The following is a 23,672-nucleotide window of genomic DNA, read 5'->3' as shown; positions in this document are numbered from 1 at the left end:
TTGATTGACTCCGTTGACGGTTTCTGCTGCTAGAGTTTGCCAACCTGAATAGCTATTTGTGGTAATCTGAGTGGCACCAATTTTGATGGCGATGGGATTGTTATCGCCAATTTGTGCGTAAAGTTTGTTAGTTGTGTCTTGGACTAATTTGGTGTTACCAAAAGCTTCGATTGGGGTGACATTGCTATCATCATTCGTAATCGTCCCGGTAACTGCGGTGGTCGTACCTATTGTATAACCAGTCCCAGAAGCGAGGGTTAAAATGACGGTTTCATCATCTTCAACTGTAGTATCCGCAGTGGGGTCAACGATTACGGTAACAGTCGCAGAATTAGCCGCAAAGATGACACCTGTGGGAATAGAAGCGTAATCGCTTCCATTGGTTGCTGTCCCTCCAATACTGTAATTGACTATTAAAGAATTGGTTGTGGAACCGCTACGGGTAAAGGTGTAGATGAGATTACTTGTCCCGTCTTCGGTAACACTTCCAGGGGAGACAGCAAGGGTAATACTAGGAAGGGTGACATTGCTATCATCATTCGTAATCGTCCCGGTAACTGCGGTGGTCGTACCTATTGTATAATCAGTCCCGGTCGCGAGGGTTAAAATGACGGTTTCATCATTTTCAACAGTTGTGTCAGCAGTGGGGTCAACGGTTACGGTAGCAGTGGATGAACCAGCAGCAAAGGTGACACTGGTGGGAATAGAAGTGTAATCGGTTCCATTGGTTGCTGTCCCCCCAACTGTATAGTTGACAGTTAAAGAATTAGTGGTTACTCCGCTACGAGTGAAGGTATAAACCAGATTTGTTGTCCCATCTTCTGTCACACTACTAGGAGAAACTGCAAGAGTAATACTGGGAAGAGTAGGACTAGAAACATAGCTAAAATAACTAGCAGTTAGACTTAATGCTGTTTGATTACTGATATAAGCAATCAGTTCATCTGCTTCGTTTCCTGGTTTGTTGATGTAGAGATTAGTAGTGGAACCAGAAACTGTTAAGAGATAGTCACTACTTGCACCCCGTAGTTGAATTGTGTCATCAGTGGTGCTAAAGTCGGCAATTGACGCGTAGTCGCTAGTACCTTCAGTAGCTGTCAAACCGTCATCATAGAAGGTCTTTGTCGTATCTGCAAGAATAAAGCGATCGCTTCCTGTTCCTCCTACTAAATAATCATATTCTCCTGTACCGCCATCTGTTCCTTGTAGGGTGTCATTCCCATTACCACCATAAAGCTGATCATTATCAGCACCCCCATTGAGGACATCATTCCCATTCTCTCCAAAAATGATGTCACCACCAGCATTACCTGAAATGGTATCGTTACCCTCTCTACCATACAAATATTCATAGTAACCGTAACCTACTGCTGTACCGCCAAAAATGACATCATTATAATCAGTTCCCTTAAACCCGTTAAAACTCTCAATCGAAGTAAAGGTATCAGTTTCTGTACCGACAGTAATCGTTCCACTCCCAGCGGTGTCGTAGGTCATGGTTAAACCACTACTACCATAGCTGTAGTCAGCCTCATATATATCACTACCAGCACCACCATTGATCGTGTCATTATTGCCTTCATCGCCGGTAAAGTAATCATCTCCTGAATCACCATTGAGGAGATCATTACCATTACCACCATAAAGCTGATCATTACCTACACCCCCATTGAGGACATCATTCCCATCCTCTCCATAAATTCCGTCATCACCAGCATTACCTGAAATAGTATCGTTACCACCTCCACCTTTGAGTGCCTCAACAGCTGTACCGCCAAAAATGACATCATTATACTCAGTTCCCTTAAACCCGTTAAAATTCTCAATCGAAGTAAAGGTATCAGTTTCTGTACCAACAGTAATCGTCCCACTCCCGGTAGCGGTATTGTAGGTCATGGTTAAACCGCTACTAGCATAGCTGTAGTCAGCCTCATAGCGATCAATCCCACTACCACCATTTATCGTGTCATTACCGTCCTCACCGTCCTCATTGGTAAAGTAATCATCTCCTGCATCACCATTGAGGAGATCATTCCCACTACCACCATAAAGTTGATCATTATCAGCACCACCATTGAGGACATCATTTCCATCCTCTCCATAAATGTCGTCATAACCAGCATTACCTGAAATAGTATCGTTACCACTTCCACCTTTGAGTCCACCATAATAATAATAAGATTCACCTCCTGTACCGCCAAAAATGACATCATTATACTCAGTTCCCTTAAACCCGTTAAAACTCTCAATCGAAGTAAAGGTATCAGTTTCTGTACCAACAGTAATCGTCCCACTCCCGGTAGCAGTATTGTAGGTCATGGTTAAACCGCTACTAGCACTACTGTAGTTAGCATCATAGCGATCATTACCACTACCACCATTTATCGTGTCATTACCCGCATCATTGGTAAAGTAATCATCTCCATCCCCACCGTCAAGAGAGTCATTACCATTACCTCCATAAATACTGTCCCATCCCCCCAAACCACTTAAAGTATCATTGCCATCTAACCCAGAAATATTATCACTGTCAGAAGTTCCCGTAATATTATCATTACCATTAGTACCCGTTAAATTCGCCTGTTCTACTTGAATAATTTCCCCATTTACTATAATTGTTGTCTGGTCATTCTCGGCTCGTAAAGCGTCTAAGGTTGCCACATCCAGACTATTTCCCTGCACCAACTCCGCAAAAATTGCCCCCTCATCTCCCGCGCTATCCACCGGATTAATTTGAGCATCCACATAATGCCCAATTTCTTCTAAGATTACATTAACTATCACTGCTGACGAAGCCGTATTTAAAAAAGATGCTGATAGATAAATCTTATTCGTACTACTGGCATAAGCACCATTCGCCGTCCCTAAAACCTCATCACTAAGTACCTCAATCGGGGGAATTTGACTAAAATTTCGGCTTGTGTAGGGTGGGCAATGCCCACAATTTGCTTGGCTATTATTTATTCAGCCGAGTCAGCCTGTTTTCCGCAAACGTAGCCAGTCGAGGTTAGGCTAAAAAAAACTATTAAACCATCAATTAATCGTCTCCACCATTTTGAGAGCGTTTTTTTCTACTGTCAATAGAATATAAAGTATGCTTATTTTTTTTTTTTTTTTCATCAGGTTTATTCATGAATCAGAGAAAATCAAATTAAATTCGGTGCGGTTAAACCTCAAGCCATCAGAAAACGGGTTTCTCGGAGAAACCCGTTTTCTCAAGACTGAAGGTTAAAAAGGCGAGCGCTAACGTCAAAACTAAGTAGGTAGGCGTTAAAAGTTGTCAGATCCCCCCGCCTATCGGCACCCCCCTTATCAACGGGGGCAGGGGGGATCGAACCTAAAATCCATTTTTAATTTAATTATAACCAGTTACTTAACCAATACTTCATCGACAAGCAAATGGGAAACCATGTTACTTTTTCGCCAACTTTCTCGGACTCCTGTGGAATTTTTTGGGAAAACTTTGATTCAGTTTTTTCGTAATTCGCCCTAGGGTGGCTCTACTGACTTTAATCTCTGTCTTTTCATAGAGTAAGTTAGATAATTCTTGCAGGGTTGCATCCCTGTTAGCTTCGATGATTTCGACAAGAATTACTAATTGCTCACTATTTAACTTGCTTGGGGGACTCCCTCCCTGGGGACGGGGACGGATATCTCCAGTTTCTTGATATTGTTTCAATAACTTTTGAATAAAGCTTTTGGCCACATTAAATCTTTTGGCTAGTTCTCGAATAGAAATTTTTTCTTTTTCCCAGACATCGATAATTTTTTGGCGAAAATCTACTGAATAGGGTCTCATGTCTGCTCTGACTCTCAATTATTTGTCTATTTGCCTTCTATTGTACCTCATGGCTCCAATAATTGCCCTATTTTCAATTGAGCAGCTATCTTGATGATTGAGATGGTAAGCCGTCAGCTGGCTCTCTTATTATTTGTGTGATAAATTTAACTTATATGGTAGCGATCAATCTTCGTGTCCTTTGTGTCTTTGTGGTTCGTTCCATTCGCTCCCCCGCAGGACTGTATCTTAGAATACATTTTCCCCAGCAAACCCAAGAGAGCCATCAGCTTTTTTCTCCCTACTCCCCCTAACCCCCAACCCCGATTTAGATAAAAAAAACTGGAGCGAGCGCTTTTCGCTACCCCAGTGCTGTCACGGAATTCAATTCTGTATCCAAATTAACACATTATTGGCAGCAAGCATGATTAAGGAAATTGGAAATTTTTCCGAAAGGGGTTTCCAAAGGCTGTAACCTTGGCTGACATGGGATTTCAGGTCTGATAAAGCCAAAATTTTTGGAGTCTATCCTCAAAAATTAAACCTCGGCGCTGAGATGTTCCCCCAGATGAACGGTTTTCACCCATTTTAAACGTTTAGGACGCAAAGCCATCCGTAGGCTGACACTGGGAATAATAATAAACCAGTGCATCATATAAATCATGCCGCGAATGGTTTGAGCAAGGATATTTAAACCGAGAGCGAAAGTGAATTTTTTACCCGTATTAACCCGGATTAATCCTGTCACCATACCCCAGAGAGAAAGGGAAAGAGCCAAACCAGTTAAAGGCGTTAAAATCGGAGCTTGATGCTGGGTAATAGTGATTAAAAGATCGGGAATAGCGGCCGCAGGTAAGATATATTGAACAATCAAAAAAGCAATTAAATCAAACTTTTTCGGCCAAGGCATGGGAGACTTTAAAATCGCTTTCCAATAGTCGAGATAACGCTGAAAACCACCTTCGGCCCAGCGATTGCGCTGATGCCATAAAGCGATCGCGGTTTTCACCCCTTCTTCCGCTACTGCGGGAAAATTTAAGACATTAATTTTCCAATTATCGATATGGAGACGAATAGTTAAATCAAGATCGTCGGTGATCGTTTGTTCATTCCAACCCCCGCAACGATTTAAGGCACTACGTCGGACAAATTGACCATTTCCGCGCAATTCTCCGATCCCTCCCACCGCGATCCGTTGCTGTTGGAAACAGCTATCAAAAATCATTTCTACCGCTTGTCCTTTTGTCCAGAAGTTTTCGTCGGCATTGGCGATCGCTTTTCGCACCTGTACCGCACCCACTTCTCGCTCGTCGAACATCGGCACCACATGACGCAGTAAATCGGAGGATAATCCCGCATCCGCATCGAATACGCCGATAATTTCCCCGTTAGTTAGGGATAAAACCTGATTCAAGGCGCCGGATTTGCCACCTCCGGCATTAGCAGGACGATGAAGAATTTTTAATTGGGGATATTCTAAAGCAAGGCGATCGAGAATCGCCCCCGTGTTATCGGTACTATAGTCATCGACGATCCAAACTTCTAACTTATCTTGGGGATAGTCTAGATGACAGAGATAATTAACCAGTTTCGTGATTACGGTTTCTTCATTTTTGGCCGCTACTAAGAGAGAAACCCCGGGGACAGAGGCTAAATCCTTATCCAGTAAGGGAATTGGCGGCGTTTCTGGTTTGGTGAACAGCAGCCGCAAAGCTTGCCCCGATAGTACCATAGTTAAGGCGATAATTGCCCAATAACCCCAACTAAGCCAATGAAGTCCGATAATTATTGTCCAGATCGCCATGAGGCTAAAAGCCGCTTTCTGTCTGCGTCCCGATCGGCCTTGAAAAATTTCGCTCCTAAATTCGTCCTCCTCGTCTTCGGGATCGGACCAGTCAGATAGGAGGGAACCAATCGGGTCTAATTCTTCGTTATCATCCTCTCGCGACCAATAATTTTCTGCCATAATCGACTCAGGTTAAGTAACTGTTCCAGTAGAAGCTTATTTCTTGCTTTATCTTACCGAAAATTGTTAAAATTTTTAACAGAATCTTAAGTTTTTTCGGGAAATAAACCCTAGTTTTTCAAGCTATTGGCTTTTTTTTCCCTATAAATGCGCTTTTTCGGCTAAGATTGCTTTGTTTACATTCGTTGAGAAAAATTTAACATTTATCCCTTATGTCAAACCTGCTCCTCTGTGTCGGACTGATTTGTGGCTCAATTATTTGGGTGGAGATCGTGCGTGATAGCTATCATGCTCTAGCCCACCATTGGCAGCCCCTTTATCGTCTGCACGTCTGGCATCATCGGGTTTTTCGTCCCGATCTGTCGGTAATGAGCAAGGAAATTTATCGTCGGGCGCACTGGTACAATGATGTACCGGAAGCCTTGGTCATGTTGGCTGCCAGTGTTTTACCGGTACTATTGGCCTACTCTTGGGGGTTCGATCGCCCTTGGTTGGGTTGGTTAGGTTCCCTTTATACTTTGGCTTTTCTCAGTACGGCGATCGGTCGAGGTTTAGGGATCGCCAATCTGGAGGAATTAACCGATTTAACCCATCGTCCGGGGCAATTTGAGAGTTTTCCCGCTCAATGGCGCGTTAATCGTACCTACCACTGGCGACACCATTTTGATAACCAAAAGGCTTATTATTGTGGCACTTTCACCTTTATGGATAAATTGATGGGGACGGCACTTTCTCTCAAGGGCAAAACGATCGCCATTACCGGGGCGAATGGAACTTTAGGGCGATCGCTGTTAAAGTACCTACAACTGAAGGGAGCCAAGGTAATCGCGCTCACTTCCGGGGACAATGCGATCGCTATTGAAATTAACGGCGAATCAGTACCTGTAAAAACCGTAAAATGGCAAATAGGTGAAGAAACGCAACTTGAGGACCTATTTAAGTCTGTAGATATACTAATTTTAAATCATGGCGTTAATGTCCACGGCCAAAGAACCCCAGAAGCGATCGAATTAGCCTACCAAGTGAATACTTTTTCCGTCTGGCGTTTAATGGAATTATTCTTCAAAACTGTCCGCACTAACGAGCAAATTGCCCGCAAGGAAGTCTGGGTGAATACCTCGGAAGCGGAGGTTAATCCTGCCTTTAGTCCCCTCTACGAACTCAGTAAACGGGCGATCGGTGATATGATTACCCTGCGTCGTTTAGATGCCCCCTGTGTGGTGAGAAAGCTAATTCTTGGCCCTTTTAAGAGTAATTTAAATCCTGTGGGTATTATGTCCGCCGATTGGGTGGCTAAACAGATTATCAAGGCGGTACAGAGGGATAGCCGCAATATTATTATTACTATTAATCCCTTGACTTTTATCACCTTCCCAATTAAAGAATTCTCTGTTTCTACCTACTTAAAACTATTTACTCGTTCCCCAAAAAATCGGGAAAATCCCTAACTATTTAGGGTTTGCAGCAAAAAGTTTGTTGGTGGGGACAGGGTGTGGGGTGTGGGGTGTGGGGTGTAGGGTTTTACCCATTTTCAGGGGGTTAATTACCTAATTTTCAGGGAAAAAGTCCAGGGATTTTCCCCCCGATCACTCCCATATCTGGTACTTTTTGATTGACAAAAGGTCTAAAAGTGTTACCCAACAAGGTTTTCAGATTTATTCAGCAATCCCTAACTATTTATCCTTAATCGGGGATTAAGACTATTTTTCCTCGCACTCTTTCCGATTCACTATAATTATGAGCTTCTACCACCTGGGAAAAAGTATAGGTGCGATCAATTCTAACAGTTAATTTTCCCGATTCGATCGCTTCTTTGAGAAATTGCCAGTCGGACGCTTGTGCTTGAGCAAAAAATATCAGTTTCCCTTTTTGGGGCAACCAAGCACTGAGATAATTTAAGAGGATAATTCCGGGATTTGGTAGGGTGGTTATATAGGTCCCTTGGGGTTTTAAAAGCTGACGACAGTGCCAAAAAGAAGACTTAGCCACAGCATCGAAGATTATATCATATTTCTGCTCAGTTTTTCTCCAATCTTCTTGGGTATAATCGATAACTTTATCTGCTCCTAAAGAGGTGACATAATCGATATTTTTACTACTACAAACTCCATCTACTTCCGCAGAGAAAATTTTTCCTATCTGCACGGCAAAGCTACCCACTCCTCCCGATGCACCATTAACTAAAATCCGATTTCCTGCTTGAATGCCGCCAAAATCCCGCAAGACTTGCAAAGCGGTAGAAGCGGCTAAAGGAGTGGCGGCAGCTTCAATAAAACTCTGATTATGCGGTTTTTTAACTAAGAGGGAAGCGGGAATAATTGCATATTCAGCATAGGTTCTACCGGGTAATTGATTGAGAAAACCAAAAACCTCATCTCCGATCTGGAATTGTTCCACCTGACTGCCTTTTTCAACGATAATTCCCCCATAATCAAAACCTAATTGCAGGGGAAATTTATTACCTGTGGCTATTTTGAGCATCCCCCGACGAATCTTCCAATCAATCGGATTAATTCCCGCTGCCATAATCTTAATTAAGACTTCTTTCCCTTGGGGAATTGGCTTTTCTATTTCGGTGTATTGGAGAACATTACTATCGCCATAGCGATTAATGATAATAGCTTTCATAATTAAGAAAAAAGTTGATAAAATAGTAGAGGAGCAAAAGTAATGACCAAGAGAACCAAAATCCAAACTCGTCCCGCTAAAAGATTATAATCTTGCCCTAATCTTGACCAAGAGTGACCGGCGATAAAATGACCAAACAGAAACTCAAAACCCACTGTTAATAGTAACCAAATTAAACCGATAGTAATTGCTTGAATGGAGGATTCTAGACCCCAAAAATAGACAAGAGTGCCAATATAAAGACTAAAAAAAAGGATTCCTGTCAGGGTAGAAATTTGATGAGCGCGTAGTTCATCGAGATATTTTCCGTAGGTGCTTTCTCTGAGGATACCGTTACTAATTCCTATTACGATCATCGGGAGCCATGCAACAATGTAGCGACTAATCATAAGTTGTTGGTTTAGAACTCGCTCTAATTGGATTATACACTTTAGCTGCCCTTGGCAAAGGCTGCATCTCAATTTGGTCGAAATATCTAGATGACATTTTGGGCGCACGCAGTGCGCCCCTACCATTGGCGCGATAATATTATTTATTGTAGGGGCGAATTGTATTCGCCCTCTTTGAATAACTTCTGCTTAAAAACGGATTTGGGGTTAAAAAGGGAAAAAAAGGCGTGTAAAAGAACTAACATCTATAAATATAATCTATTTGTAAGAGGTTCACACGCCAGGACAGCTTTAAACATCCGCTTTCAATGTATCATCCCCCATTAGCGCCAATATAGATGTAATCTTGATCCTGTTCTGACTATGATATGTATCAACAAATGATGGGTGCTTGGAGCAGAAGAGGGGGTGACAGTAGGGTAAATTGTTAATTTTCTTGGTAATTCAGCTAGATTATCCGAAAAATGTCACACTAGAGGTAGGGGAGCGTCAACCATCAGTCATCAGCTTTCAGCAATTTTTGACTATTTCCCCAGAGTATTGCTGGCAGCCGATGGGAAAAAGGCAACTTCAACCCTGAAGTTATCTGCTATCGAGGAGGTTAATTCTATGAATAATACGGAAACACTCTCAGTCGATCGGGATACCAACAAACTCTATAATAAAATTCTCGTGGCTGTGGATTATCAAGATGTCACTCCAGAGGTATTGAATACGGCCATCCTCTTAGCAAAAACCTACGCTAGTGAGTTGCGGATTATTTATAGTCTGTCCAAACCTTTGACTCCCTACACGGAAACTTTTATTTATGGTAATCTGATCGGTTATGGTGGCGGTTATCCCCCCGATATGATCGCCTTGGAACAACAAATCACCGAAGAAATGCAGGCGGAATTACAAGCCTGGTTAAACGGTTTAGTTGATCGAGCTAAGGAAGATAATATCACAGCCCGGGCTGATTATTATATCGGTGATCCGGGCCAGAAAATTTGTCAAGTTGCCCAGCAAGAGGGGATAGATTTAATTATTGTTGGTCGTCACGGTCGATCGGGTTTATCTGAGTTAATCTTAGGTAGTGTCAGTAATTATGTGGTACATCATGCTCCCTGTTCAGTTTTGGTGGTACATATCACTCATTAATTAGAAAGGGTTGAAATCCATTTTTTGCTGTCCATTGAATTGCTCCATCTCTCCCAGTCCAGTAAGTCTTAATCCTAGCCTTTCTCAGTTGATTTCTGGCATTACGGGAGAGATTGTTAGTAACAGCGATCGCTGTCTGTGGTCGAATGGACTCTAACCATTGTTTATCTAGATTGCTTCCCTGCCATAATAACACTAGGGGGCTAAATTCTTGGGATAAATTAACGGGATTTTTCGGGTTGATAATCCAGAGCCAAGATTGATTTTTCACCTGAAATTTAAATAAATTTTTCTCGATCAATTGTCCAGTAATTTCGCCGAGATTAAATTTTTCTAACCGGGATAAATTAATAGTTTTTTTGATCGGTATATCCTCACTAATAGTTGAGAATTGCGCCGAATTATTGACAGTTATTGCACCTTGTATTTGATTAATTCCCTCCTGTCGCAAAAAGGGCAAAACTGTATAACGTGCTGTTGCGGGTTCTTCCCCATTAATTAACAGAGTATTTCCTCGATTTTGAATAATTATTACCGGTTGCGATTTGGTGGCTAAAACTGTCACCTGAGTTAAAGTTAAATGCTGATAAATAATCGGTATTAAAATTACAGCGAGGATAAATAAACCGATTAAATGCCACCGTTGACGAAACCAGAGATTAAAGCAGATTAAGGTAAGGCAAATATAAATAATTAACATCACTCCTAAAGATAATTTACCTGTGGAGTAGGTACTAAAAGGAAGCAGACTAAAAAAGTTGGTAATTTGCAGTAATAACTCTAGAGGGTAATAGAGAATACTAGCGCTGATACTGCCCAAAGGGGGATAAATTAAACCTAAAAAAGCAGTAAAAACTCCTCCTAAACTAATTAGGGTAACTAGGGGGGTTGTGATAATATTAATGGGGATATTATAAAGAGCGATCGAGTTAAAGGTAAACATTAATAAAGGCATAGTCCAGAGAGTAGCAGCTAGACTAATAGCTATAGGTTCAGCGATTAAATTAGGGAAATAGTCGATTTTATTTTTCAGTAAAGGAACGGTAATAATTAATCCCAAAGTCGCTAAAAAACTTAACTGAAATCCTAAATCCCAAATCCAGAGAGGTTGCCATAATAATAGAATTGTAGCCGCTAGTAACAGGGAACCTAAACTATTAACTTGTCGATTATAAAGCAGACCGATTAATGCCCCAATTCCCATCAAAATCGCCCGCAGGACTGAAGGTTGTAACCCTGTTAAAGTACCGTAAATTATTAAGATAGTAAGGGCAATAATAAACTGTTGTTTGGGGGATAAATTGCGAGTAATAGTTAAAACAAATCCCAACAAAATAGCCACATGAAAGCCAGAAGCTGCTAAAATGTGAGCTAATCCAGTTTTAATAAATAAATCAGTGATTTTTGCTGGCAAATTAACTGCTTGTCGTCCGAGGGTAATCGAACTTAATAAAGTCCCTTTTTCTTGGCCTAGTCCTTGAATTTGTGCCTCAACAATGCGCTGACGAATCTGCCAAACTCCCCAAGTCGGTGACTTTTTATTGATAATTATTTCCCCTTTTAAACCAGCAAAAGCACCCCGACGCGCTAGATAATTAGCAAAGTCAAAAGCATTGGGATTATTGGCACGACGGGGACGATACAGTAATCCTTTAATTGTTATTTCTTGTCCGGGATAAACCTGATTTTCTGCTAGATTTGGCAGAGTAACGTAGAGTTTACCCGTGGATTTTTTTGTTGGTAAATCCTTGAGGCTAAATTCTTTTACTTCTAACCAAAATTGTAAATTTTCTCGGCGATTGAGACGAATTTCTGATATAATATTGCCCGTGATTTTAATAGAGTTAACTACATTATTTTTTAAAAGATGACTGATATCATTTGCGCTGGGGTAAGGAGTACGAATTTCCAGATAAACAACCGCAAAGATAGCTATTAATCCCGCTATCAGCCAAATTTGTTTCGGGGGACTTTGCCACCAAAAACGACGGATAAAAGTTGTGGTTAACAGGGTAATTAAACCAAGAATAACAATTCTAATTACCACTTCTTGCCATCGGTTTAACCAGGGACTAAAATCTACCAGACCTGTAGATAATAATCCCAGAATATAGGCTAAACCAAGAATAACGCTATTAGGGCGATTCATAGAAATTTTTGTTAAAGAATTTCAGAATTAGCGGGCATTATTTTTACATAAGTATCAGCGAAAATCGAGATTAAAAAGTAACTTAGCATAAACACTATGGGGATCGTTGAATGTAGGTAACTTCAATAATTCCTGCTGAAAATTTTGCCATTCCTGCGTCAAAGGATGATTATTTTTAGTGAGAGGAGGAAGATAGGTTTGCAAGAAATTAGAAAAAAGTTCTTCTTGCCAACTTTGCGATCGAGGATATTCTTGAAGACTCCAATCATCCCCTAATTTAGCTGTTTTGGCCGCATATTGCACGGCCGCTTCTAGACCACCAATTTGATCAACTAAACCAATTTTAACCGCATCTTTTCCCGTCCAGACACGACCTTGGGCCACAGTTCTAACCTTGTCTGGAGATAATTTTCGCCCCTGGGCCACCGTCTCGATAAATAAATCATAGAACCGATTAACTGCCGCTTGATAAATTTCTAATTCTTGGGGATTTTTCGGTCTGGTAATAGTAGATATATCGGCTAATTGTCCAGTTTTTACCGTATCCCAATCGATGCCATTATTATTAGCAATCTTCTGGATATTTAACAATAATCCAAACACACCGATCGAACCAGTAATTGTATCATTATCGGCAAAAATTCTTTGACCCCCCATGGCGATCCAATAACCCCCAGAAGCTGCCACATCACCCATAGAAATAATTACCGGTTTGGTCGCATCTAAACGCTTAATTTCCCGCAGAATCACCTCAGAAGCGGTGGCACTTCCCCCCGGACTATTAATCCGCAAAACTACCGCTTTCACCTCCTCCTTCCCCTGTAATTTTCGCAGTTCCTTCGCCAATTTATCCCCACCGATTTGGCCTCTATCTCCCTGACCTTCTACGATTGTCCCTTCTGCATAAACTATCGCTATTTGATTGCTACTATTTTCCTCCTCATCGAGAGAACTAGCATAATTAGCTAAAGAAATTTGCGAAAAAGAGCCAGAATTTTCCTCCTCATTAGTTTTATTTTTTGCTTCTCCTGTCAACTCTTTAGCCAAAACAATTACTCGATCTAAATAGGCCACTTCATCGACAAAACCCGCCTTTTTCGCTGTGGTTGCTTCCAGAATACCTTGAGTATCAGAAATAGTTTGCACCTGTTGGGGGGTTAAATTGCGACTTTTGGCCACTGTGGAACTATAATTAGACCAAATTGTATCGAGTAGGGTTTGCAGCTGCTGACGATTCTGGACACTTAAATCCTGACGCGTATAGGGTTCCACTGCACCTTTAAAAGAACCCACTTTTACCACTTGCACCCCCACACCATACTTTTCTAGTGCATCGGCAAAAAAGGTTTGTTGACTACTTAAACCATTAATTTCCATTCTCCCCACGGGATTAATAATCACCGTTTCAGCAACGGAAGCGAGATAATATTCCTTTTCCGTCCATTCCATATCGTAGGCGATAATTTTTTTACCCGATTGGCGAAATTTTGCCAAAGCTTGCCGCACTTCCGTCAGGGTAGCATAGCCATATTCACCGATATTGTCGCGACCATAGAGTAACAGACCGACAATGTTATCATCAAGGGTGGCCTTTTCGATCGCCGCTATCACCTGTCGCAAATTTAAAGTGGTCGCACTCTCACCGGTCAAACTATCGGCTAAACTGGAACTAGGGGGAGCATCGCTGATATTGGTGGCTAAGTTAAAAACTAAGACCGATTTTTCCTTAACTGAGGAGCTATCGCTAGACATAAGGGAAGAAAGCAGTAAAAATGCTAATCCCCCCACACCTAAGACCGAAAATGCCAATAATCCCAATAAAGTTCCCAAGCAACTAGCGAAAGTTTGTTTAAAAAACTGGCCCATCGGTTTTCATCTGCTACTAATTATCCTGTTTCCTATTGTAGGGATTCCCCGCCCAGAAACAAGTTTTTTATTTACGAACAAATGTACTTAAAGTCTTGGGGATAGTGACTGGAGTTGTGAGATGTCAAGGGATCGGCTAAGATTGTGATAGACAATTTCCAGTCAAAGAGATGAATCAATTAAATTGAAGATAGATTCTGTCTTTGATCCCCCCTTCCCCCCTTGATAAGGGGGGTGTCTGGCAATTTTTAACACCTACCTACTTAAAAGAGATGAATCAATTAAAACCCAAACTCGTCAATTATCCAGATTGGGAGCGAAAAGAACAAATTAAACGAAATCGTTCGGCTTTGGCTATCTTAGAACAAAGACGACAAAAACGGTCACAAATAACCGATGAGCAAGACCAAGAAATTTCCCAGTGTTTGCTCAATTTTCAGACCGCGATTGATAATGCTCGTCCTTTAGGTTTAAAGCTTTATAGCCTTGGCTAGAAACTCTAAAGATTGGCAAACAAACGGCTGATAATTACAATATTGATGTGGATATTATTAAGTAGCTGGACACAATTAATTAGACATATCTAACTACCTCTTGCATGAGTGCCTTTTGCCTATCCTAACTAAGAAGTTAATTTTGTCCTATTACTTATTCTTGCTCATTGGCAGTTATAAAAAAACAATATCGGCTCTCTTATTCTTTGTGTGATAAGTTTAACTTATATGGTAGCGATCTTTGTGTCCTTTGTGTCTCTGTGGTTCCTTCCACACTACTACTAATGTCAAACATTTTCAGGGATTTGCAGAAGCTTTAAATTGGCAAGATATTAACATATAACAGCTTTAAGCTTGATCATTTTTTCACTTTAACTACTTAATCTTATGCAGTTTATTGATCGCGCCGAAATAGAAGTAGAGGGGGGTAAGGGAGGTGATGGAATTGTCGCTTTCCGTCGGGAAAAATACGTCCCCGCCGGCGGTCCGGCCGGAGGTAATGGGGGAAAAGGTGGTTCGGTGATTTTTGTGGCGACTCAGAACCTGCAAACCCTGCTAGATTTCCAGTATAGTCGCTATTTTAAGGCCGATGACGGTAAACGGGGCGGTCCGAACAACTGCACGGGAGCCAACGGTAGCGATCGCATTATTAAAGTTCCCTGTGGTACAGTGGTTTACGATCTCGATAGCGAGGAAATTATCGGCGATTTGGTCACTCCCGAACAGACTTTAATCGTGGCTGCCGGGGGAAAAGGGGGATTAGGCAACCGCCACTTTTTAAGTAATAATAATCGCGCACCCGAATACGCTTTACCCGGTTTAGACGGAGAAAAACGCCATTTACGCCTAGAATTGAAGTTATTAGCGGAAGTGGGCATTATCGGGCTGCCCAATGCGGGAAAATCCACCCTAATCTCGGCCGTTTCCTCTGCTCGTCCCAAAATCGCCGATTATCCCTTTACGACTCTCATTCCTAACTTGGGAGTGGTACGCAAACCCACGGGAGATGGGACGGTATTCGCCGATATTCCTGGATTAATCGAGGGAGCGCATCTAGGAATCGGCTTAGGACACGAATTTTTACGCCATATCGAACGCACACGCCTGTTAATTCATCTTGTCTCCTTGACATCAGAAGACCCGATCGCCGATTATCAAATTATTCAAGGGGAATTAGCCGCCTATGGTCGGGAATTGGAAAAGCGATCGCAAATACTGGTTTTCAACAAAATTGATGCTGTGGACGAGGAAACGATAGATAACTACCAAAAGCAGTTTGCTAAAATAACCAATGCCGAGATTTTGACTATTTCCGCCGTGACGGGAGCCGGATTAACCACTTTACTCGCCAAAGTTTGGCAGCAATTAGAGCAACTGGAGAGGGTCGAGGTTGAAACCCCTTCCCTGTTTTCCTAAAATCGCTCGTTAGTTGTTGGGTTGCCGGGGTGCGGGTGGTCGGCGATTGCTCGGTCTTCTTTCCGTACCTTCAAAGTTACCATTAGAACGACGGGTGCGGCGCTGTTCAGCTTCATTTTCGGCCGCATAGACTTCTAGATAAAGAGAGCGACCCACACTCGCGGCCGCCATTTCTAGGGTAGTTCTAATCGCCTGTAAATTGCGTCCTCCCCGGCCGTAAACTTTGCCTTTATCGGCATCATCGAAGGCTACACGCACCCAAAGACGTTCATTTTCCTTACAGCGCTCGATATCCAATCTCAGACTGGCCGGATCTTCTAAAAACGGCTCGATCATAAATTTCACCAGTTCGAGATAATTGGGGGTACTAGGCATTGATTTTCTCGAAAATTTTCTGTTTGGTGAGAATGCCGCGCACGGTGTCCGTCGGTTGCGCTCCTTGTTGTAAGCGTCGGATAATCCCTTCCTCATCCAGACGCACTTCATCGGTGCGGGGATTGTAGAATCCTAACTCCTCTAGGGGACGACCATCGCGACGACTGGTGCTAACGGCCGCAACGATACGATAACTGGCTTCGCGTTTTTTACCAAAGCGTTTTAGACGTAATTTGATCATGGTTACTCAAAAATTCTCCTTTCCGATTCTAACTCATCCAGGCGGTATTTCCACAAGTGGCGATCGAGGGAACGGTGGGCAGCCTTTCGATATTATTGAAAATAACGCCGATATCTTAATAGTGAGGTACAAGGTTTGAGGGTGTTAGTTTTGGCTAACACACCCAAAATTAAGATTAAAGTTTTTACCCCTCTCTAACCGTAAACTTTCCCATAATACTCTTGATATTCTTTGGATAACAAAGGTTGCCACCAATCCCGATGATCGAGATACCATTGAATGGTTTTTCTTAATCCCCCCTCTACGGTTTCTTGAGGTTGCCAACCTAATTCGGTGCGAATTTTACTGGCATCAATAGCATACCGGCGATCGTGTCCAGGGCGATCCTTGACAAAAGTAATTAAATTCTGAGCAGGTTTCACGGGTAAATCGGGAGCTAATTCATCCATTAACTCACATAACATCCTGACTAAATCGATATTTTTTACCTCATTATTTCCGCCAATATTATAAGTTTCTCCCACTTTTCCCTTGTGAATAACTGTATCTAAAGCTTGACAATGATCCCGCACATATAACCAATCTCGAACATTTTGACCATCACCATAAACGGGTAAAGGTTTACCCAAAAGAATATTAATACACATCAAAGGAATTAACTTTTCGGGAAAATGATAGGAACCATAATTATTAGAGCAATTAGTAATAATTGTCGGCATTCCGTAGGTATGAAAATAAGCTCTCGCTAGATGATCACTCCCCGCTTTTGAGGCAGAATAGGGACTATTAGGAGCATAGGGAGTAGTTTCGGTAAAAGCTGGATCATCTACTCCTAAACTGCCATAAACCTCATCGGTGGAAACGTGCAGAAAACGATAGTTATCCGGTTGATGATTACTTAACCAATGTTGCCGAAAACTTTCTAATAGAGTAAAAGTTCCCACCACATTAGTCTGCACAAAAGCCCCAGGTCCAAGAATCGATCGATCCACATGGGATTCGGCGGCAAAATGGGCAACTGTATCGATATTTTCACCAGCAAATAATTGATCAACTAAAGCTCGATCACAGATATCCCCTTGCAGAAAACGAAAATTCTTTCTATCTTTCAGTGTCGCTAAATTATTCAAATTGCCCGCATAGGTAAGAGCATCGAGAACAATGACACGATCCTCAGGATAATTCTCGCACCAATGATGAACAAAATTCGAGCCGATAAATCCCGCTCCACCAGTAATTACTATGTTTCTAGCTTGATTTTCTGTCGCCATGGCCACCTCTAGCAAAAGTTCGCTACTTATTTTAGGCTTTTTTGCTTCACACTTCTTCATCAAAAGTGATCTGATCGGAACGATAATCCGGCGGTTCAACGTGAATTAAAATTCTCACAGGGCTAAATTGTTGGGTTAATCTTGCTTCTACCGCTTCCGTGATTGCGTGAGCAGTTTCCACATCTTGAGCGGAGACAACTAGGTGCATTTCTATAAATACCTGTCTTCCCACCACTCCCCGAGATGCGATCGCATGGCAATTAAGCACCCCCGGCACCTCCATGACAATTTGATGAATCACTTCAGGAGCGATCGCCATTTCATCCACTAACAAAGGTAAATTCTCCATCAGGACTTTCCAACCACTGCTAAACACCAAAAAAGCGACGGGAAAGGACAAAATCACATCTAACCATTGTAATTGGGGAATATTAGCCGTATTGCCCACCCAAACCCCGACTAAACCCAATAAAACCGTAATTGTCACCCACACATCACTCATGGTATGACGAGCATCGGCAATCAAAATCGGACTACCGACACGCTGCCCCACGGATCTTTCATAATAGGTGACAAAAATATTCACCCCTAAAACGATAATTAATAGCCATAACTCAGGACCTGCAATCTCGACGGGTTTGCCTCCTTTGATAATACTCATGACCGCCCCTTGCAAGATTTCAAAACAGGCAATCCCCAAAAAGGCGGCGATCGCTAAAGCTCCGATCGCTTCGTATTTCAGATGTCCGTAGGGATGATCTCGATCGGGATAGGGAGAAGAAAACCGCATCGCTACTAATCCCAAGACATTATTAGCACTATCGGTGACACTATGGAGAGCATCCGCTTGCAGACTTAAAGCACCAATTCTCAAACCCACCCCCGCTTTGATCGCCATAACCAAAATGTTCAGCAGCAGGGTGATCCAGAGAACTTTTTGGACGGTAGCCCGATTATCTTTTAAAACAGCCACAGGATTATCAGTTATCAGTTATCAGTTATCAGTTATCAGTTAAGTAGGTAGGCGTTAAAAGTTATCAGATCCCCCCGCCTATCGGCACCCCCCTTATCAAGGGGGGCAGGGGGGATCGAACCTAAAGTCCATTTTTAATTTAATTATAACCAGCTACTTATCAGGGAAATTTCAACTAAAACCCCAAAACCCCAAAACCCCAACTATTTGAGGGTTTAAAAACGGCAAAAATAAGGATTGAATTGCCTCAAGTCTGTAAATAGACCATTTAATTGATTATTATTCATTTTTAATTCTCCTGACTACTGACTCCTGACCCCAACAACAATTTTTGATTTTTACAAGAGGTCTAGTCAACAACAATTGATCAACTCCTGAAATAACAGACTCCCATCGGTCAAATTGAGCAGCGGATCGGCGGCGCGTTCGGGATGAGGCATCATTCCTAGCACATTTCCTGCTTTATTGGTAATTCCCGCAATATTATTTAACGATCCGTTGGGATTTCCTGACTCATTTACCTCTCCTGTGGGAGTACAGTAACGCCAGAGAATTTGACCGTTATCCTCCAGGGATTTTAGCGTATCTTCTGCGGCATAATAACGCCCTTCCCCGTGAGCAATCGGCAAATTAAGCACCTGTTGCGGTTGATAACCTCGCGTCCAGACATATTGATTGTTTTCCACTTTTACCGGCACTCGATCGCAGATAAAATGTAAATCGCGATTGCGAATTAACGCACCGGGTAGCAGCCCAATTTCCGTTAATACCTGAAAACCGTTACAGATGCCTAAAACTAATTTACCTTTTTCGGCTTCTTCTCGGACAGTTTTCATCGCTGGTGAAAATCGAGCGATCGCACCACAGCGCAAATAATCGCCGTAACTAAATCCCCCCGGCACCACAATCACATCCAAATCCGCTAGATCCGTCTCTTGATGCCAAATATAGCGGGTAGGTTGCTGAAAAATCCCCTCCGTCACCGTTGCCACATCTCGATCGCAATTCGATCCGGGGAAAACAATAATCCCAAACTTCATAATTTTTAACTTGGTTAATTCATTTTGCAAAAAGCTCTCATCAGATGGGTGTTAGGCTGTTAGGGTGTTAGGGTTTTAGTTGAATTTCCCCATTCTCCCATTTCCCTATCCCCTAATCCCTATCCCTTATCTCCTATCTCCTGACAATGCAAATCAAAGCGATAATTTTCAATTACAGGATTAGCCAATAGTTGATCGCACATTTGATCCAATTGTGCGCGAGCGCTGGTTTCATCCTCTGCTGCCACGGTAAGCTCAATATACTTACCAATTCGCACCCCGGCTACAGTATCATAACCTAATTGCTTTAATCCCGACTCTACCGCCGTACCCGCCGGATCGAGAACCGAAGGGCGCAGGGTAACATAAATACAGCACTGATAATTTTTTGGCATAGAATTAAATTTGATCGCTGACCTTTTTGATATGAAATCCCAACGCACCCGATCGCAAGAGCGCATTATCCACTTACTCAAAACCTTAAATCGGGCAGTATCCGCTCAAGAATTGTTTGTGGAACTCCGTCAGCGTGACCAAAATATGGGGTTAGCCACTGTTTACCGCGCCCTAGAATCCCTAAAGCTACAGGGTGCAGTTCAGGTGAGAACCCTAGCCACAGGAGAATCCCTCTACAGTTCCCTTCAGCAGGATCAACACCATCTTACCTGTATTCATTGCGGTCGGTCTATCGTCTTTAATGAGTGTCCCGTTCATGAATTGGAAGAAAAACTCGAAAAATCCCACCAATTCAAGGTTTATTACCATACTCTCGAATTTTTTGGACTTTGCGATCACTGTCAACCCAGTTAAGTAAGCTGTACTGCATTGAAACTGCCCATCGGGAAATTTTAGTACAAATGCTCAGGCTCTCAACTCCGGCACTCCCAACTCCAGTGCCGTCCTACAAAGATTAAACTGTTGTTTGACCTTGGGCTGTTTTCACAGGGATTAACTCCGGCTGACTGTAGTGATGATGGCTGTTGAGGGGGGATAACAAGGGGAAAAAGGGCTGATGTAAACTAATTAATTGAGCGAGGGTTTTCTTGAGATGGGGACGAGGAATGATCGCATCGACAAAACCGTGTTTTAATAGGTATTCCGATGTTTGGAAACCTTCTGGCAATTTCTCGCGCAAAGTCTGTTCAATTACCCGCTTACCAGCAAAACCGATAGTAGCCTTTGGTTCGGCGATAATAATATCTCCCAACATGGCAAAACTGGCCGTGACTCCCCCCGTGGTGGGATTAGTCAAGACAGGAATATAGAGTAACTTTGCTTCCCGATGCCGGTTAAGAGCGCCAGAAATCTTGGCCATCTGCATTAAACTTAACATTCCTTCCTGCATTCTCGCCCCGCCGGAAGCGCAGATAATCACCAGGGGTAAACGTTCATCGGTAGCGTGTTCCGTCAAACGACAGAGTTTTTCTCCCACCACCGATCCCATGCTGCCCCCCATAAAACGGAAGTCCATCACCCCTAAAGCTAAGGGTAAACCATCGAGCGTCCCCGTTCCCGTGTGGACAGCATCAGTCAGACCAGTTTTTTCTTGGGTTTCCCGCAAGCGATCGCTATAACTTTTCCGATCGCGAAATTTGAGCGGATCCGTCGGTCGAATCTGTTCATCGAGGCAATTCCAAGTATTAGCATCCACTAACTGGCGAATTCTTTCTTCACTTTCCACCCGATTATGATGACCGCAATCGAGACAAACCAGTTGATTAGCTAATAAATCCTTTGTATAGGCCAAAACGCCGCAATTTGGGCATTTTGTCCACAAACCATCGGCTATTTCTCGTTCCTGTTGTTGTTGAACCTTGGGTTCTGTTTTTTGGCGATTTGCAAACCAATCAAATAGAGACATAGTTTAAAATAAAGACAATTTATAGACTTTCCTCTAGAGGACTTAATAACAAAAGTGCTGTCCAGCGATCTTGGGGACGCACTTGTAGGGCGGCCTGATGCCCCTGGCCGCAATAAATACCAAGGCCAATAGCGATAACGCGACTGGGGATGTCGTGAGCTTTGAGCATTTCCTCTAGCCAATCGGCTTACCCTAGACTGGGGGTTGTTCTAATGGTGATCCAAGACACAGAAGACTATTGTATCAAGATTTAATGACAAGATAGCTTTTTTACAACAAAGGCAAAAAAATGGTTTGATAGGCTGAGATGATCTTATCACTCCAAAAGACACTCATCAGAGCGCCGAGGGCAAGAAATGGCCCGAAGGGTATAGCTTGTCTTTTTGCCATTTTACCGAGACAAATGCCCGTCATACCGATCACCGCCCCGATAGCACAGGCCAGAAAAGCGGTGACTAATAATGCTTGCCATCCTAACCAAGCACCGATCATGGCCGCTAATTTGGCATCTCCTCCCCCCATGGACTGCTGTCTGAGGGCAAAACTTCCCCCCCACCGGATCAGATCAAATAACCAGACTCCTAAAACTGCACTAGCGATCGCTGAAAAGAGATAGATAACAGTTTGATTATTTTGCCAACCTAGAAGTGCTTGGAAAACTATCCCTAAAACTAATCCCGATTGGGTGAGGGAGTTAGGAAGCGTCATCGTGTCAAAATCAATCAAAGCTAAAGCTAATAACCAACTGAGGAGAATCCAATAGCCTAGGGTCTGCCAAGAAAAGCTAAAACCTCCTAAAACCAGACAAAATAACCAACCGGTAAAAGTTTCGATCGCTGGATAACGGACAGAAATCGGGGTTTTGCACCAGCGACAGCGACCCCCTAGCCATAACCAGCCGAAAACGGGTATATTCTCGCTTTTACCTAACCTATGGTGACATTTCGGACAGTGGGAAGGGGGATACACTAGAGATATCCCCTGAGGTAATCTATAGATGACCACGTTTAAAAAACTGCCCACCGAGGCACCAAAAGCAAAGACAAAGGCAAAAGTAACTAGATGAAAGAGGGTTTCCATAGATTCAAGGTTGAAATCCGATCACTTTCCTAGAATACCCGGTTAAGCTGCTTGCCTATCTAAAATTACCGGTTAAGACGGCATGGCAGCCCTTCGAGCATTACCTCACCACTAAGATAACCTCCATAACTCAAACATTAGAGTTCTATAGCTGCCTTTAGCTTAGTTAGGGTTTGCTGAATAAATCTAAAAATCTTGTTGGATAAGGTTACTTTTTCCCTGAAAATTAGGTAGTTGACCACCTGAAAATCGATAAAACCCCACACCCCACACCCCACACCCCACACCCTGCCACCACCGAAAAACTTTTTCAGCAAGCCCTAGTTAGGGCCACAGTTTCCCTCTCGCTAACTTTCGGACTATCAGTGCCAAATAAACCGCTACCCGCCCCTGCCGCTACTGTCTCGGCACAATTATAAATAAATTCCTTGTACTCTTGCAGATCTTCGGGCGTTGCTTTCCCTCTCAACACCGCTACAGCATCATTAATTTTATTGATCGCCGTATCCGGTTGCAAATCGGCTGCTTTGATCTCCATTTTTGCTGGGGGATTAACTTGCGCTTTTTCTACGGCTTCCTGAGAAAATAGCGTCTGAATAATATCATTATTAGGATAATTTATGGCCGCCTCCGCCACTTCTTTCCTTAAACCGGCAGCCTCGACCGCCGTGGAAATTATCCCCGCATCCAACATCGCCACCGCCATACCAGTAATCATGACTGCACTGGCAACTGTTGCTAATTCATCGGATGTGCAGATGGTTGATTAGTTTGTCATCGCCTATTATAGGGGAAAAGATACCACTATCTCCCCTCTTAAGCATCCAGTAATAATAGTTAGTAAAAGTATAGTCAAATATAGACAGACTGAATTCCATTTCAGAAATTCCTTTCACTTTTACTTCGAGAGATTGATTCTCCTTGGGTGAACTACGCACCTCTCTATCCCATAGCGGTTAAACACATTTGGGAATGCTTTTCGTAAAATATTGTAGGAACCCATGA

At 42.7% G+C, this 23,672-nt stretch carries 22 protein-coding genes and 2 pseudogenes; 5 read left to right on the top strand and 19 right to left on the bottom strand.

Going from position 1 to position 23,672, the window contains the following annotated elements:
- The 3 genes and pseudogenes from LW728_RS15250 to LW728_RS15240 all read right to left on the bottom strand — a co-directional run.
- Positions 1 to 2,964: beta strand repeat-containing protein (locus tag LW728_RS15250; RefSeq protein WP_353845708.1), on the bottom strand; the 2,964-nt coding region annotated here is incomplete at its 3' end.
- Positions 2,965 to 3,448: 484 nt separating this feature from the next.
- Positions 3,449 to 3,799, bottom strand: a pseudogene (locus tag LW728_RS15245) (helix-turn-helix domain-containing protein); the annotation flags it as partial.
- A gap of 517 nt (positions 3,800 to 4,316) precedes the next feature.
- Positions 4,317 to 5,744 (bottom strand): glycosyltransferase family 2 protein, encoded by a 1,428-nt coding sequence (locus LW728_RS15240; RefSeq protein ID WP_287767182.1) that lies wholly within the window; start codon positions 5,742 to 5,744, stop codon positions 4,317 to 4,319.
- Between the two features lie 212 nt (positions 5,745 to 5,956).
- Here LW728_RS15240 and LW728_RS15235 point away from each other — a divergent pair, with 212 nt between their 5' ends.
- The gene (locus LW728_RS15235) at positions 5,957 to 7,192 is read left to right on the top strand and encodes a bifunctional sterol desaturase/short chain dehydrogenase (protein ID WP_287664563.1); all 1,236 of its coding nucleotides are present in this window, start codon (positions 5,957 to 5,959) and stop codon (positions 7,190 to 7,192) included.
- Positions 7,193 to 7,427: 235 nt separating this feature from the next.
- Here LW728_RS15235 and LW728_RS15230 read toward each other — a convergent pair whose 3' ends face one another.
- Together LW728_RS15230 and LW728_RS15225 are read right to left on the bottom strand one after the other, a co-directional pair.
- Positions 7,428 to 8,372, bottom strand: a complete 945-nt coding sequence (locus LW728_RS15230; RefSeq protein ID WP_002801898.1) for an NAD(P)-dependent alcohol dehydrogenase — start codon at positions 8,370 to 8,372, stop codon at positions 7,428 to 7,430.
- Between the two features lie 2 nt (positions 8,373 to 8,374).
- Positions 8,375 to 8,761 carry a hypothetical protein gene (locus tag LW728_RS15225; RefSeq protein WP_002801899.1) on the bottom strand — a complete coding sequence of 129 codons (387 nt, stop codon included), beginning with the start codon at positions 8,759 to 8,761 and terminating at the stop codon, positions 8,375 to 8,377.
- 609 nt (positions 8,762 to 9,370) lie between these two features.
- On the opposite strand from LW728_RS15225, the gene LW728_RS15220 reads away from it, so the two are divergent.
- Positions 9,371 to 9,901 carry a universal stress protein gene (locus LW728_RS15220; protein WP_287767181.1) on the top strand — a complete coding sequence of 177 codons (531 nt, stop codon included), beginning with the start codon at positions 9,371 to 9,373 and terminating at the stop codon, positions 9,899 to 9,901.
- Here LW728_RS15220 and LW728_RS15215 read toward each other — a convergent pair.
- Both LW728_RS15215 and sppA read right to left on the bottom strand, forming a co-directional pair.
- Positions 9,891 to 12,050 carry a ComEC/Rec2 family competence protein gene (locus LW728_RS15215; protein WP_287767180.1) on the bottom strand — a complete coding sequence of 720 codons (2,160 nt, stop codon included), beginning with the start codon at positions 12,048 to 12,050 and terminating at the stop codon, positions 9,891 to 9,893. The two genes, LW728_RS15220 and LW728_RS15215, sit on opposite strands and share 11 nt — an antisense overlap.
- Positions 12,051 to 12,104: 54 nt before the next feature.
- Positions 12,105 to 13,916: a signal peptide peptidase SppA gene (gene sppA, locus LW728_RS15210; protein WP_287767179.1), complete on the bottom strand. Its 1,812-nt coding sequence runs from the start codon at positions 13,914 to 13,916 to the stop codon at positions 12,105 to 12,107.
- 272 nt (positions 13,917 to 14,188) lie between these two features.
- On the opposite strand from sppA, the gene LW728_RS15205 reads away from it, so the two are divergent.
- Both LW728_RS15205 and obgE read left to right on the top strand, forming a co-directional pair.
- Positions 14,189 to 14,410 (top strand): hypothetical protein, encoded by a 222-nt coding sequence (locus LW728_RS15205; protein WP_253257691.1) that lies wholly within the window; start codon positions 14,189 to 14,191, stop codon positions 14,408 to 14,410.
- 387 nt (positions 14,411 to 14,797) lie between these two features.
- Entirely contained in the window at positions 14,798 to 15,826 is a 1,029-nt protein-coding gene (gene obgE / locus LW728_RS15200; RefSeq protein ID WP_002801904.1) for a GTPase ObgE, read from the top strand.
- 9 nt (positions 15,827 to 15,835) lie between these two features.
- Here the strand turns inward: obgE and LW728_RS15195 are convergent, their stop codons facing one another.
- The 6 genes from LW728_RS15195 to purS all read right to left on the bottom strand — a co-directional run bounded on the left by LW728_RS15195 (position 15,836) and on the right by purS (position 20,121).
- Positions 15,836 to 16,201: a KH domain-containing protein gene (locus LW728_RS15195; protein ID WP_287664545.1), complete on the bottom strand. Its 366-nt coding sequence runs from the start codon at positions 16,199 to 16,201 to the stop codon at positions 15,836 to 15,838.
- Positions 16,194 to 16,442, bottom strand: coding sequence for a 30S ribosomal protein S16 (gene rpsP, locus LW728_RS15190; RefSeq protein ID WP_002780060.1), 249 nt, complete (start codon positions 16,440 to 16,442; stop codon positions 16,194 to 16,196). Before rpsP ends, LW728_RS15195 begins: the two co-directional genes overlap by 8 nt.
- A 194-nt stretch (positions 16,443 to 16,636) precedes the next feature.
- Complete coding sequence (gene rfbB / locus LW728_RS15185) at positions 16,637 to 17,713, bottom strand: dTDP-glucose 4,6-dehydratase (RefSeq protein WP_002801907.1); 1,077 nt, start codon at positions 17,711 to 17,713, stop codon at positions 16,637 to 16,639.
- Positions 17,714 to 17,759: 46 nt separating this feature from the next.
- Positions 17,760 to 18,686: a CDF family zinc efflux transporter Cdf31 gene (gene cdf31, locus LW728_RS15180; RefSeq protein ID WP_002801908.1), complete on the bottom strand. Its 927-nt coding sequence runs from the start codon at positions 18,684 to 18,686 to the stop codon at positions 17,760 to 17,762.
- A gap of 353 nt (positions 18,687 to 19,039) precedes the next feature.
- Entirely contained in the window at positions 19,040 to 19,726 is a 687-nt protein-coding gene (gene purQ, locus LW728_RS15175) for a phosphoribosylformylglycinamidine synthase subunit PurQ (protein ID WP_287664540.1), read from the bottom strand.
- Between the two features lie 119 nt (positions 19,727 to 19,845).
- Positions 19,846 to 20,121 carry a phosphoribosylformylglycinamidine synthase subunit PurS gene (gene purS / locus LW728_RS15170; RefSeq protein WP_002802308.1) on the bottom strand — a complete coding sequence of 92 codons (276 nt, stop codon included), beginning with the start codon at positions 20,119 to 20,121 and terminating at the stop codon, positions 19,846 to 19,848.
- A gap of 31 nt (positions 20,122 to 20,152) precedes the next feature.
- Between purS and LW728_RS15165 the strand changes: the two genes are divergently transcribed.
- Complete coding sequence (locus LW728_RS15165) at positions 20,153 to 20,536, top strand: Fur family transcriptional regulator (protein ID WP_287658860.1); 384 nt, start codon at positions 20,153 to 20,155, stop codon at positions 20,534 to 20,536.
- Positions 20,537 to 20,636: 100 nt separating this feature from the next.
- Here LW728_RS15165 and accD read toward each other — a convergent pair whose 3' ends face one another.
- From accD to LW728_RS23245, 6 genes and pseudogenes are all read right to left on the bottom strand, one after another.
- Positions 20,637 to 21,587, bottom strand: a complete 951-nt coding sequence (gene accD, locus LW728_RS15160; protein ID WP_002802310.1) for an acetyl-CoA carboxylase, carboxyltransferase subunit beta — start codon at positions 21,585 to 21,587, stop codon at positions 20,637 to 20,639.
- Positions 21,588 to 21,606: 19 nt separating this feature from the next.
- Positions 21,607 to 21,756 (bottom strand): hypothetical protein, encoded by a 150-nt coding sequence (locus tag LW728_RS15155; protein ID WP_002802311.1) that lies wholly within the window; start codon positions 21,754 to 21,756, stop codon positions 21,607 to 21,609.
- A gap of 101 nt (positions 21,757 to 21,857) precedes the next feature.
- Positions 21,858 to 22,667, bottom strand: coding sequence for a prepilin peptidase (locus tag LW728_RS15150; protein ID WP_002802312.1), 810 nt, complete (start codon positions 22,665 to 22,667; stop codon positions 21,858 to 21,860).
- A 137-nt stretch (positions 22,668 to 22,804) separates the two neighbouring features.
- A complete protein-coding gene (locus tag LW728_RS15145) occupies positions 22,805 to 22,984 on the bottom strand; it encodes a hypothetical protein (RefSeq protein WP_287767178.1) in 180 nt (59 codons plus the stop codon).
- Positions 22,978 to 23,385 carry a hypothetical protein gene (locus tag LW728_RS15140; RefSeq protein WP_287767176.1) on the bottom strand — a complete coding sequence of 136 codons (408 nt, stop codon included), beginning with the start codon at positions 23,383 to 23,385 and terminating at the stop codon, positions 22,978 to 22,980. The genes LW728_RS15145 and LW728_RS15140 overlap by 7 nt, the downstream gene beginning before the upstream one ends.
- 180 nt (positions 23,386 to 23,565) lie before the next feature.
- A pseudogene (locus tag LW728_RS23245) lies at positions 23,566 to 23,672 on the bottom strand (IS200/IS605 family accessory protein TnpB-related protein); the annotation flags it as partial.

It is taken from the genome of Microcystis sp. 49638_E5, assembly GCF_021300285.1.
In the GTDB taxonomy this organism is placed as follows: domain Bacteria; phylum Cyanobacteriota; class Cyanobacteriia; order Cyanobacteriales; family Microcystaceae; genus Microcystis; species Microcystis aeruginosa_C.
The sequence above is the reverse complement of the archived record's forward strand: the minus strand, read 5'-3'. Positions and strand labels throughout refer to the sequence as shown.

Coding starts and splice junctions, on each gene's coding strand:
- LW728_RS15240 (WP_287767182.1), bottom strand. CDS start 5,744: ATGGCAGAAAATTATTGGTCGCGAGAGGATGATAACGAAGAATTAGAC.
- LW728_RS15235 (WP_287664563.1), top strand. CDS start 5,957: ATGTCAAACCTGCTCCTCTGTGTCGGACTGATTTGTGGCTCAATTATT.
- LW728_RS15230 (WP_002801898.1), bottom strand. CDS start 8,372: ATGAAAGCTATTATCATTAATCGCTATGGCGATAGTAATGTTCTCCAA.
- LW728_RS15225 (WP_002801899.1), bottom strand. CDS start 8,761: ATGATTAGTCGCTACATTGTTGCATGGCTCCCGATGATCGTAATAGGA.
- LW728_RS15220 (WP_287767181.1), top strand. CDS start 9,371: ATGAATAATACGGAAACACTCTCAGTCGATCGGGATACCAACAAACTC.
- LW728_RS15215 (WP_287767180.1), bottom strand. CDS start 12,050: ATGAATCGCCCTAATAGCGTTATTCTTGGTTTAGCCTATATTCTGGGA.
- sppA (WP_287767179.1), bottom strand. CDS start 13,916: ATGGGCCAGTTTTTTAAACAAACTTTCGCTAGTTGCTTGGGAACTTTA.
- LW728_RS15205 (WP_253257691.1), top strand. CDS start 14,189: ATGAATCAATTAAAACCCAAACTCGTCAATTATCCAGATTGGGAGCGA.
- obgE (WP_002801904.1), top strand. CDS start 14,798: ATGCAGTTTATTGATCGCGCCGAAATAGAAGTAGAGGGGGGTAAGGGA.
- LW728_RS15195 (WP_287664545.1), bottom strand. CDS start 16,201: ATGCCTAGTACCCCCAATTATCTCGAACTGGTGAAATTTATGATCGAG.
- rpsP (WP_002780060.1), bottom strand. CDS start 16,442: ATGATCAAATTACGTCTAAAACGCTTTGGTAAAAAACGCGAAGCCAGT.
- rfbB (WP_002801907.1), bottom strand. CDS start 17,713: ATGGCGACAGAAAATCAAGCTAGAAACATAGTAATTACTGGTGGAGCG.
- purQ (WP_287664540.1), bottom strand. CDS start 19,726: ATGAAGTTTGGGATTATTGTTTTCCCCGGATCGAATTGCGATCGAGAT.
- purS (WP_002802308.1), bottom strand. CDS start 20,121: ATGCCAAAAAATTATCAGTGCTGTATTTATGTTACCCTGCGCCCTTCG.
- LW728_RS15165 (WP_287658860.1), top strand. CDS start 20,153: ATGAAATCCCAACGCACCCGATCGCAAGAGCGCATTATCCACTTACTC.
- accD (WP_002802310.1), bottom strand. CDS start 21,587: ATGTCTCTATTTGATTGGTTTGCAAATCGCCAAAAAACAGAACCCAAG.
- LW728_RS15155 (WP_002802311.1), bottom strand. CDS start 21,756: ATGCTCAAAGCTCACGACATCCCCAGTCGCGTTATCGCTATTGGCCTT.
- LW728_RS15150 (WP_002802312.1), bottom strand. CDS start 22,667: ATGGAAACCCTCTTTCATCTAGTTACTTTTGCCTTTGTCTTTGCTTTT.
- LW728_RS15140 (WP_287767176.1), bottom strand. CDS start 23,385: ATGATTACTGGTATGGCGGTGGCGATGTTGGATGCGGGGATAATTTCC.